This is a genomic window from Aeromonas sp. QDB31 (genome assembly GCF_027707605.1).
In the GTDB taxonomy this organism is placed as follows: Bacteria; Pseudomonadota; Gammaproteobacteria; order Enterobacterales; family Aeromonadaceae; genus Aeromonas; species Aeromonas media.
In genome coordinates this window covers 11,934-22,913 of the sequence record NZ_JAPCIX010000022.1, presented here as the reverse complement: position 1 = coordinate 22,913, position 10,980 = coordinate 11,934, and the positions used below count along the sequence as shown (strand labels likewise).

Here is a 10,980-nt window from a genome sequence, read left to right as displayed (position 1 = left end):
TCTGCTTCTCAGGATCTGCCGATGTCCAGACTGTTCCATGTCAATGCCTTCAGCCAGCACCCCTTCGGGGGCAATCCCGCCATCGTCGTATTGGGGCCGGAGCGCAGCGATGCCGAGCTGCAGGCCATGGCGGCGGAGTTCAACCTGTCGGAGACCGCCTTCCTCAGCCCCTTGGGGGAGGCGCACTATCGGCTACGCTGGTTTACCCCAACGGTCGAGGTGGATCTCTGCGGTCACGGTACCCTGGCAGCGGCCCATGTGCTGTGGCAGACCGGGGCTGTGGCCCGCTCCCAGACGCTGCGCTTCGAGACCCGCAGCGGCCTGCTGGAGGCCTGCGCCGAGGGGGAGTGGATCCGGCTCGACTTTCCGCGTATCCCCCTTGCTCCGCTGACATTGGATCCCGCTTATGCCGAAGCCCTTGGCTGCACGCCGTTGCAGACCCTGGCCGCCGGCGCCAAGTTCCTGCTGGAGTTGGCAAGTGAGGAGGAAGTGAGGGCACTCAAGCCGGACTTCCACGCCCTGCGGGCCTTGCCCGGTCGTGGCTTGATGGTGACGGCGCCGTCGAGGGATCCGAACCATGACTTTGTCTCCCGCTATTTTGCCCCCTGGGTCGGGGTGGAGGAGGATCCGGTCACCGGCTCCAACCACTGCGCCCTGGTGCCTTTCTGGGCCTCGCGCCTCGGCAGGACGCAGCTGAGGGCGCGCCAGATCTCCGCGCGGGGCGGGGAGCTTGTGCTCGAGTTGCAGGGAGACAGGGTGTGGATGTCGGGTCAGGCGCTGACCCTGTGGCAGGGGGAGTGGCTGCTGCCGCCCTGCCCATAAGCCGCAAGCCGGTTGTTGTCTTCGCCATAAAAAACGCCCCGCAGTTGCGGGGCATTTTATTGCTAGCGCGCTCGGGCTGGCCGAGCGGCAGGCTTATTTCTGTTGCGGACGCAGGGCCGGGAACAGGATGACGTCGCGGATGGTGTGGCTGTTGGTGAACAGCATCACCAGACGGTCGATACCGATACCCTGACCGGCAGTCGGCGGCAGGCCGTGTTCCAGCGCGGTGACGAAGTCGGCGTCGTAGAACATGGCTTCGTCGTCGCCCGCTTCTTTCTGGTTCACCTGATCCTGGAAGCGCTTGGCCTGATCTTCTGCATCGTTCAGCTCGGAGAAGCCGTTGGCCAGCTCGCGGCCACCGATGAAGAATTCGAAGCGATCGGTCACGTCCGGGTTCACGTCGTTGCGGCGGGCCAGCGGAGAGACGGCGGCCGGGTACTCGGTGATGAAGGTCGGTTGCAGCAGCATGTGCTCAACGGTCTCTTCGAAGATCGCGGTGATCACGTGGCCCAGCTCCCAGCCCTTCATCAGCTCGATGTGCAGACGCTTGGCGACGGCGGTGGCGCTCTCCAGGGTGGCCAGATCGTCCTTGGTCACATCCGGGTTGAACTTCAGGATGGACTCGACCATGGTGAGGCGCTGGAACGGCTGACCGAAGTCGATGGTCAGACCCTCTTCGCCCTCTTTGGCGTAACGGATCTTGGTGTCACCCAGGATGTCCTGGGCCAGGGTGCGCAGCAGCTCCTCGGTCAGGTCCATCAGATCGATGTAATCGGCATAGGCCATGTAGAACTCGATCATGGTGAACTCGGGGTTGTGACGCACCGAGATACCTTCGTTACGGAAGTTGCGGTTGATCTCGTAGACACGCTCGAAACCACCCACCACCAGACGCTTCAGATAGAGCTCGGGGGCGATACGCAGGTACATGTCGATGTCCAGCGCATTGTGGTGAGTGACGAACGGACGCGCGGAGGCACCACCCGGGATGACCTGCATCATGGGGGTTTCCACTTCCATGAAGCGCTTCTCGTTGAAGAACTTGCGGATGCCGGCCACCACCTGGGTGCGGATCATGAAGGTCTTGCGGGACTCTTCGTTGGCGATCAGATCCAGGTAACGCTGGCGGCAGCGGGCTTCCTGATCGGTCAGGCCCTTGTGCTTCTCGGGCAGCGGACGCAGTGCCTTGGTCAGCAGGCGGATTTCGCCCACATGGACGGAGAGCTCGCCGGTGTTGGTGCGGAACAGCGTCCCTTCGACACCGACGATGTCCCCCAGATCCCACTTCTTGAACTGCTCGTTGTAGAAGCCTTCCGGCAGGTCGTCACGGGTCACGTAGATCTGGATCTTGCCAGCCATGTCCTGCAGGGTCGCGAAGGAAGCCTTGCCCATGATCCGGCGGGTCATGATACGACCGGCAATCTTCACCCGTTTATTCAAGGCCACCAGCTCGTCGGCGCTCTTGTCGCCAAACTCGGCGTGCAGATCGCCGGACAGGCTGTCACGACGGAAGTCGTTGGGGAAAGGGTTGCCCTGGGCGCGCAAGGCGGCCAGCTTGGAGCGACGCTCAGTCATCTCGTTGTTCAGTTCGAGAGTCTGGTCGACTTCCGGAGTAGTGGTTTGTTCAGACATGGTGATTCCTGCTGCTCTGTTTACAGGCCTGATTTCAGGCTGGCTTCGATAAACTTGTCCAAGTCGCCGTCGAGTACCGATTGGGTATTGCGGGTCTCGACGCCGGTACGCAGATCCTTGATACGGGAGTCATCCAGTACGTAGGAGCGGATCTGGCTGCCCCAGCCGATGTCGGACTTGGTCTCTTCGAGGGCTTGCTTCTCGGCGTTCTGCTTCTGAATTTCCAGCTCGTAGAGCTTGGCCTTCAGCTGCTTCATACACTGATCTTTGTTCTTGTGCTGGGAACGGTCGTTCTGGCACTGCACCACTACCCCGGTCGGGACGTGGGTGATACGCACCGCGGACTCGGTCCGGTTGACGTGCTGACCACCGGCACCAGAAGCGCGGTAGACGTCGATGCGCAGATCCGCCGGGTTGATCTCGATCTCGATGTCGTCATCGATCTCGGGATAGACGAAGACGGAGCAGAACGAGGTGTGGCGACGGCCACCGGAGTCGAACGGCGATTTGCGAACCAGACGATGCACGCCGGTTTCGGTGCGCAGCCAGCCGAAGGCATACTCGCCGGTGAACTTGACGGTGGCGGACTTGATGCCGGCCACGTCGCCCTCGGAGCATTCGATGAGCTCGGGCTTGTAGCCGTGAGCATCACCCCAGCGCAGGTACATGCGCAGCACCATGTTGGCCCAGTCCTGGGCCTCGGTGCCGCCGGAGCCGGACTGGATGTCGATGTAGCAGTCGGAGCCGTCGTGCTGACCGGAGAACATGCGACGGAACTCGAGATCCACCAGCTTGGCTTCCAGCTGATCGGCTTCGGCGACGGCCTCGTTGAAGGTCTCCTCGTCTTCGCCCTCGACCGCCAGGCTGACCAGCATCTCGACGTCCTCAGCACCTTGTGTCAAGACGTCTATGGTGCTGACCACGTTGTCCAGTGACACGCGTTCCTTGCCTAGCGCCTGTGCGCGTTCCGGCTCATTCCAGACATCCGGCTGTTCCAGCTCGGCATTGACCTCTTCTAGACGCTCTTTCTTGGCGTCATAGTCAAAGGTACCCCCTAAGCAGCTCGGTCCTCTCAGACAGCTCCTTAAGCTTGTTTAATACAGGATTGACTTCAAACATCGTGAAAACTCTCGGGGTCGATGTGATTTAAAAACGGGATATTCTAGCCAATTGCGGAAGGAATAAACAGGGTTGGCTGGCCCTGGCCGCCTTCTGTCACCGATTTCGGAGGCTATTTTGTGCTTTCTTGCAGAAAATATCGCCAGCCTCACCATTCTCCGCTTCAGTTTTGTGCGCTTTGGCCGCTAACAACAACATGGAGTGCCGCGCACTTTTCGAGTAATCCTGTTCCTGACCCCACAAGAAGAAAGCATGATGAAAAACCTATCACTCAAGCAGAAGATACTGTTGTCTGTGGTGATCGCCCTCTCCCTGGTGATCCTGCTGCTCTCCTGGCAGAGCTACAGCAGCCAGAAGTCCCTGTTGCTGCAAGGCAGTCAGGAACAGGTGCAGCGCCTCGGTAGCCAGCAGGCCGCCAGCGTCAGTGACTGGCTCGCCGCCCGTCGCGACGTGATCCAGGCCCTTGGCAACAAGGCTGGCCCCGAGCCCCTCAACGCCCTGCAACAGGCCCAGGTGTCCGGTCGCTTCCAGCTCACCTATTTCGGTGAGGGCAGCGGCAAGATGAACGACTCGGATCCTTCTATCAACCGTGACGGCTACGATCCCCGCTCCCGTGGCTGGTATCAGGAAGCCATGGCCAAGGGCGGCATGATAGTGACCAAACCCTACCTGGACGTGGCCTACAACGTCATGGTGGTGACCCTGGCCCAGCCGGCCCAGGGCGGCGTGGTCGGCGGCGATCTCTCCATCGCCTCCCTGGTGGAGGATGTCACCAAGATGGCCCTGCCGGCGGACGGCTTCGCCATCCTGATGCACAAGGACGGCACCGTCATCGCCTATAAAGATGCAGCCAAGGCGATGAAACCTGGCAGTGAGATCGACAACGATCTCTCCAATGCCCTGATCGATCAGAGCAAGAGCAGCAACAGCCTGGTTCCCGTCTATTTTGACAACGAAGGCCGCGACAAGCTGCTGTGGGCGACGGACATCCCGAACACCGACTGGGAGCTGGTGCTGGTGCTGGACAAGGCCACCCTGGAGGCGCCGCTCTCCTCCCTGCTGATGACCCAACTCGGCCTGGCCCTGCTGGTGCTGGTGGGCAGCATCCTCGCCATCTCCTGGCTGGTCAGCCTGCTGCTGGGCCCCCTCGGCAAGGTTTCCCAGGCTCTGGCCCGCATCGCCGACGGTAACGGCGATCTGACCCAGCGCATCAAGATCGATGCCAATGACGAGGTGGGCCAGCTGGCCAACAGCTTCAACCGTTTCGTCGGCAGCCAGCACCAGCTGATCGGCAACATCCGCCAGCTCGCCAACGAGCTGAACGCCGATGCGGAGCGCAGCCTGGTGACCAACCAGGCCGCGGTGGAAGAGCTGCAGCGTCAACAGCAGGAGGTGACCATGGTCGCCACCGCGGTCACCGAGATGGCGAGCGCTACCATGGAGATCGCCGGCAACGCCGAGAACACCGCTGCCGCCGCTCAGCAATCTGCCCAGAGCAGCGAGCAGGGCAAGATGCTGGTGAACCAGACTCGTCAGTCCATCAACAACCTGGCCGAGGAGGTGGGTCAGGCCACCGGCGTCATCGGCGAGCTGAGCCGCCACGCCCAGGCCATCTCCGGCATCCTCTCCACCATCCAGGGCATCGCCGAGCAGACCAACCTGCTGGCGCTGAACGCGGCCATCGAAGCGGCTCGTGCCGGTGAACAGGGTCGCGGTTTCGCCGTGGTGGCGGACGAGGTGCGGGTGCTGTCGCGCCGTACCCAGGACTCCACCCAGGAGATCCAGTCCACCATAGAGACCCTGCAGCAGACCACGGCCCGGGCGGTCAGCCTGATGCAGACCAGCCAGGGGCTGGCGGACAACAGCGTCAAGGACGCCGATGCCGCCGCCGCTGCGCTCGAAGAGATCACCCAGGCGGTCTCGCTCATCTCCGACATGGCGGGTCAGATCGCCACCGCCGCCGAGGAGCAGACCCAGGTGACTGGCGAGATCACCCAGAACACCACCGCCATCAAGGATGTGAGCGACGAGATCACCGCCTCCGCCATGCGCGACCTTGATCAGGCGCACAACCTCAAGGGACGCGCCACCAACCTGAACCAGCAGGTGTCGACCTTTATCCTCTAAGACGCCAGTCGCAGCCTGTTCGAGCTGACATAAACAAGCCCCGCACTCGAGAGAGCGCGGGGCTTGTTCGTCAGGGGCTGTTGCTATGTCGTCAACGCTGCTTGCGCCGAAGCGTCAATTGCGCCAAGCGATCTCCCTCTGGCATGTTCGCCTGGGAACGTCAGCGAGTGAATGAATTCACTTGGCTACAGGTCTCTGCCAATCCGGTGGGCGCCGTGCCAGTTTTGAGTTCAAGCCATTGAGTCAGATCGGTTTTGTTCATGGGATGCGCAAACAGGTAGCCTTGCATCAAATGGCACCCAAGTTGGTAGAGTTGTATACGCATCTCCTCGGTCTCGACTCCTTCTGCAATGACCGGCATGTCAAGTTCACGTCCCAGTAAAAGCACCGCTTTGACGAGTCTTTCATCCCCCTTCAGCAGTGTCTGGGTGAAGCTGTAGTCCAGTTTGATCGCATCGATAGGCAGAGATAGCAATCGTTCCAGGGAGGAGTAACCGGTGCCAAAGTCATCAAGATGGATTTTGAACCCCGCTTGAGTCAGTGCCAGCAGTTGATCTTCCAAGCGACCGTGATTCTCGGCAAACAGACTCTCCGTTAGTTCAAAATGGATCGCGCTTCTTGGCAACTGATGACGATCGGCCAGCTCGGTGAGTTGTGTCACCAGATCTGGCTCCATCAATTGCAGTACCGACAGATTGATATTGATGTTCAGGTCGGGGTAGGCGTATCTCAGTTCATGCAGCGTTCCCATCGCCTGGTCGGCAATCCACTTGCCCAGGGGGATAATCAGCCCGGCCTGTTCTGCCAGAGGGATAAATACACTGGGGGGGCAGAACCCCGTTGGGGTGGGCCAGCGGCACAGGGTTTCCACCATGGCGACGCGGTCACTTTCCACATCCATGATGGGTTGATACCAGACCTCAAATTGTCGCAGTTGCAACGCTTCCCGCAGCGCTTGTTCCAGCTGCATGCGCTGTGAAAGCTGATGATGCAAGATCTCTCGATAACAACGGTAGCAATGTTTGCCCGCCTGCTTGGCATCATACATGGCCAAGTCGGCGTTTCGGATGAGCTCATCTGCGCCCATGGCACCATCATCGTAAGCGATTCCGATAGAGGCACCGACCTGGATTTTTCGTCCCCCCTGCTCGATTTGCTGGCCGGATATAGTCAGCATCAGCCGTTCGGCGAGCGAAATGGCACCCTCTTCCTCTCTGACCATCTTGGTGATGATGGCAAATTCGTCACCACCTATGCGAAACAGCATGTCTTCACCACGAATAGCCTGCTTGAGACGCCCTGCGATGGTTAGCAAGACCTGATCCCCTGTCTCGTGCCCCAGACTGTCATTGAGGGTCTTGAAATCGTCCAGATCGATCATCAGCAAGGCAATGCGGCCACGGTCATGTTTGGTGCGCAGGCAGGGATGCTGATTGAGCTGCTCGCTCAACAATTTCCGGTTGCCCAATTGGGTCAGTCCATCGCGTCTGGCCTCGTTGTAGAGGGCCTGCTCCGAGAGTCGGAGCTGTTCCACCATGCTATTGAGCGCCCTGGCCAGGGTATCGAACTCGGGACTACCCGATAAAGGCCAATGTTTGCTTGTGGGCTGCAAGCTGCTGTATTGCTCGGCCAGGCGGGTAAAAGTGGTGAGCCGACGCATCACCATGCGTTCATAAATGGTAATAGTGCCCAGGCCGGCGGCGATCAGGAGCAGGGTTGAGTTGATGAGTAGCATGCGATTGCTGAGCCGCTGTTGCGTCAGCAATTGGTGATCCGGGGGGACGTGCAGTATGAGGCGATGGGCATTTTCACTGTCTGGCAGAGCGCGCTGCTCGGCAAGAGGGGCCTCCCCTGTATCTCGGAGAAACTCGATGTCCAGCTTGGTCATGTCCCGGATCTGTTGCACGTCTGTCCCATCAAGTTGGCGGATCATGGCTATCCAGCCCTCCACGTGCGGGTTGGTGGCATCAGGGTCTTGAACAGGATGAACCGCTAGCAGGATGGGGTGCTCTTGATACCAGCCGTTCAGTGTGAATCCCCGTGTGTGTTGTGATGACCAGTAGTGAGAGAGATAGTCCTGCGCTTTGGACCAGATGGGGTGGGAGTCGCCCAAGGTTACGTAGGTTGCCCCCCCTCTACCGATGACACGATAGAGCGAGTGATCCGGTCTGATGAACAGTACAAAGTGGGCATTGAGGTTATCCAGTGTTCCCGCGTTGAAGTTCTCGTCGAGATAAGTGGGCAAGCTGCCATTGATGAAGCGAATGGAGTCTCGCCATTCGGCATAGTCCCGTGTGCTGACCATGAGGCTTTTCTGCATGGATTCAATGTACTGCTGTGCACGATCCAGGGCTGCTTGCTGATTATGCTCGTTTAAAATCCGGGTATTGGCAGAGAGTACAGCCGTGCTGACGCCATAACTGATGGCTGCTGCGCATGAGATCAGCAGCAGAAGATAGAGAGACACTTTATTGCGCAGACTATTGAGTCTCACCGCACCACCTCGCATTGACTACGTCGTATGCCAATAGTAGTGCGCGAATTCAACTTCGAAGTGCGACACTCGCCTATGCCGCCTGACGGTACTCTTCGAATACCTTGACAGGCTGCCTGAATCCGAGACATTTCCGAGGTCGTAGGTTGAGCCACTGCTCCGCTCTCCTGACATCCTCGTCCGTGACCTCTCTCAGGTCTGTTCCCTTTGGGATAAACTGCCTCAACAGCCCATTGCTGTTCTCGTTCAGACCGCGCTCCCACGAAGAGTAAGGGTGCGCAAAGTAAGTCTCGGCACCCAGCGCTTCCTCTATCGCCTTGTGTTCGGCAAACTCGCCGCCGTTGTCAAAGGTGATGGTATGCACCTGCTCGATGTAGGGCGTTAACATCTCGATTATCGCATCCCGCACCACCCCAGCCTGTTTGCTCGCGACCCGCTTGACCAGATAGAGCCGGCTCTTGCGCTCCACCAGGGTGACCAGTGCACCTGTGCCTTGCTTGCCCAGCACCGTGTCCGCCTCCCAATCACCGAGCCGCTCCCGGCTATCGACGATAGCCGGCCGTTCATCAATAGAGCGGGCTTCCTTGATGGGAGAACGCAGGCTGCTCGCCCCCTTGCGGTAGCGCTTGTGGCCCTGGCGCAGATGGCGGTACAACTGGCCACCCCGGGCTTTGTCGGCGGCCACATGGCGGTATATCCACTCGTGACTCACCATGAGGCCTATCTGCTTGCCCACCGCGCTTATCTGCTCCGGGCTCCACCACCAGGCGAGTGTCAGCTCGACAAACTGGATGACATCGGCAGATAGCCGAGATTTGGCCGCACTGGCCCGTCGGTGGGTGGCGTGCTGATGCGCATTGTCTGGCTGGTAGCCCTGCGGCCCGGCGTTACGACGCAGCTCCCGGTAGAGGGTGGAGCGATGAACGCCAATGGCGCGTGCGGTGGCAAGGATGGACATCCCCTGTGCGCGAAGCACCGATAACTGGTATCGTTGCCCCTCGGTCAACTGCTGATAGCTCATGGTGATACTGCTTTTACTTTGGCGAGCAGAAGGGTACCACCAATCAGCAGTTGGCCACCTCTCGCCATTCATCCATGAGTGTCGCACTTATTATCTGAATTCCCGGTGGAAGGTGATCAATGCGGTCGCTGTCTGACTCCTATTGAGCAAAAAGCCCCTCTTTGCAAAAAGAGGGGGCTTTGGTCACCAGAATCCTCCGGACTGAGGGTTCTTGCGCATATTGCGTCTGAGAGGACGGGAATTACAGGAAGGGCAGAGCCAGGAACAGCTTGATCACCACGGCATTGATGATGTCGATGAAGAAGGCACCCACCATGGGCACCACCAGAAACGCCAGGTGGGAGGGGCCGAAGCGTTGGGTGATGGCCTGCATGTTGGCGATGGCGGTGGGGGTGGCGCCCAGACCGAAGCCGCAGTGGCCCGCCGCCAGCACGGCCGCGTCATAGTTGCGGCCCATGACCCTGAAGGTGACGAAGATGGCGTAGAGCGCCATCGCCACCGTCTGGGCGGCCAGCAGAATGAAGATGGGCAGGGCCAGGCTGGCGAGATCCCACAGCTTCAGGCTCATCAGCGCCATGGCGAGGAAGAGCGACAGGCTGACGTTGCCGAGCAGGGAGACTTCCCGATCACTCACCTCGTGCCAGTTCAGCAGGGTCAGCAGGTTGCGCAGCAGCACGCCGACGAACAGCACGCAGACGAAGACCGGGAGCTCCAGGGCGCTGCCCTTGAGGTAGAGAGAGAGCATCTCGCCCCCCTTCAGGCTGATGGCAATGAGGGCCAGGGTCTCGATCACGCTGAAGGTGGTCAGCGGTCGCTCCATGTCCGGCATCTCGAAGCCTTGGGGGGCGCCGTCCCGGTTGTGCTCCTCGCCGGGCACCTGCACCTTCTTCACCAGGTAGCGGGCGACAGGACCGCCGATCAGTCCCCCCAGCACCAGACCGAAGGTGGCGCAGGCGATGGCGAGCTCGGCGGCGGATTGCACACCGTACTTCTCGGTGAAGATGGAGCCCCAGGCCGCGCCGGTGCCGTGGCCGCCGGAGAGGGTGATGGAGCCGGCCAGCAGCCCCATGTGCGGGTCCAGACCCAGCAGGGTGGCCAGACCGACCCCCAGGCTGTTTTGCACCAGCAGCAGGCCGGTGACCACCAGCAGGAAGGTGATCACCGCCTTGCCGCCGCGCTTGAGGCTGCCCAGATCAGCGGAGAGGCCGATGGAGGCGAAGAAGGCCAGCATCAGCGGGGTTTGCAGTGTGGTGTCAAATTGCAGTTCAAGCTGCATGGTGGAGCGCAGCAGCAGCAGCACCAGGGCGACCACCAGGCCGCCTGCCACCGGTTTGGGGATGTTGAAGGTGCGCAGGGGGCCAATCCGGTTGACCAGCAGACGGCCGAGCAGCAGCACCAGGGTGGCGGCGACCAGGGTGGCGTAGGAATCAAGTTGTATCATGCGGTACTCCCATGTTGATCGGCTGTGTCTTTGGCGAGAAAGACGCACAGATTCAGCCGGGATGAAACAGTGTGGCGCAGGCGCCAGTTCAAGAGGGGGCCACGGGCCCAGTCCCAGGTAAAAATGGGATCGATGCGAGCCCGATTTCATCAGGCATCCAGATGACATTTATGAAAAATTCGCCGGATAGTAGCAAAAATCACCGTTTATATCCATTTTCATCATATTAATGCTCAAAACAGTGCATTAACCTAGCATTTAACACTGTGTGCTGGGCGTGTTCCGGCCCGCAACAATGACTGCTGTCATTTGCAGCGGCAGTCT

7 protein-coding genes are annotated in these 10,980 nt (G+C 60.0%); 2 read left to right on the top strand and 5 right to left on the bottom strand.

The annotated features are described in order from the left end of the window. Positions 1-21 precede the first annotated feature (21 nt). On the top strand, positions 22-822 hold the full coding sequence (locus PG898_RS17600) for a PhzF family phenazine biosynthesis protein (RefSeq protein ID WP_374395544.1): 801 nt from the start codon (positions 22-24) through the stop codon (positions 820-822). A gap of 93 nt (positions 823-915) precedes the next feature. Here the strand turns inward: PG898_RS17600 and lysS are convergent, their stop codons facing one another. Together lysS and prfB are read right to left on the bottom strand one after the other, a co-directional pair. After that, complete coding sequence (gene lysS / locus PG898_RS17595; protein WP_005326517.1) at positions 916-2,454, bottom strand: lysine--tRNA ligase; 1,539 nt, start codon at positions 2,452-2,454, stop codon at positions 916-918. 20 nt (positions 2,455-2,474) lie between these two features. Further along, positions 2,475-3,573 (bottom strand): peptide chain release factor 2 gene (prfB, locus tag PG898_RS17590; protein WP_152565378.1). Its coding sequence is split into 2 segments (ribosomal slippage): positions 2,475-3,497 and positions 3,499-3,573, totalling 1,098 coding nucleotides; the frame shifts between segments, so codons are not numbered across the junction. Between the two features lie 255 nt (positions 3,574-3,828). Here prfB and PG898_RS17585 point away from each other — a divergent pair. Then, entirely contained in the window at positions 3,829-5,700 is a 1,872-nt protein-coding gene (locus PG898_RS17585) for a methyl-accepting chemotaxis protein (RefSeq protein WP_171273361.1), read from the top strand. A gap of 160 nt (positions 5,701-5,860) precedes the next feature. On the opposite strand, the gene PG898_RS17580 is transcribed toward PG898_RS17585, so the two are convergent. The 3 genes from PG898_RS17580 to gltS all read right to left on the bottom strand — a co-directional run bounded on the left by PG898_RS17580 (position 5,861) and on the right by gltS (position 10,656). Next, on the bottom strand, positions 5,861-8,194 hold the full coding sequence (locus tag PG898_RS17580; protein ID WP_182310189.1) for a bifunctional diguanylate cyclase/phosphodiesterase: 2,334 nt from the start codon (positions 8,192-8,194) through the stop codon (positions 5,861-5,863). A 73-nt stretch (positions 8,195-8,267) separates the two neighbouring features. Beyond that, the gene (locus PG898_RS17575) at positions 8,268-9,215 is read right to left on the bottom strand and encodes an IS30-like element ISAs2 family transposase (protein ID WP_019706001.1); all 948 of its coding nucleotides are present in this window, start codon (positions 9,213-9,215) and stop codon (positions 8,268-8,270) included. Between the two features lie 241 nt (positions 9,216-9,456). Beyond that, complete coding sequence (gene gltS, locus PG898_RS17570; protein WP_005326527.1) at positions 9,457-10,656, bottom strand: sodium/glutamate symporter; 1,200 nt, start codon at positions 10,654-10,656, stop codon at positions 9,457-9,459. Positions 10,657-10,980 lie beyond the last annotated feature (324 nt).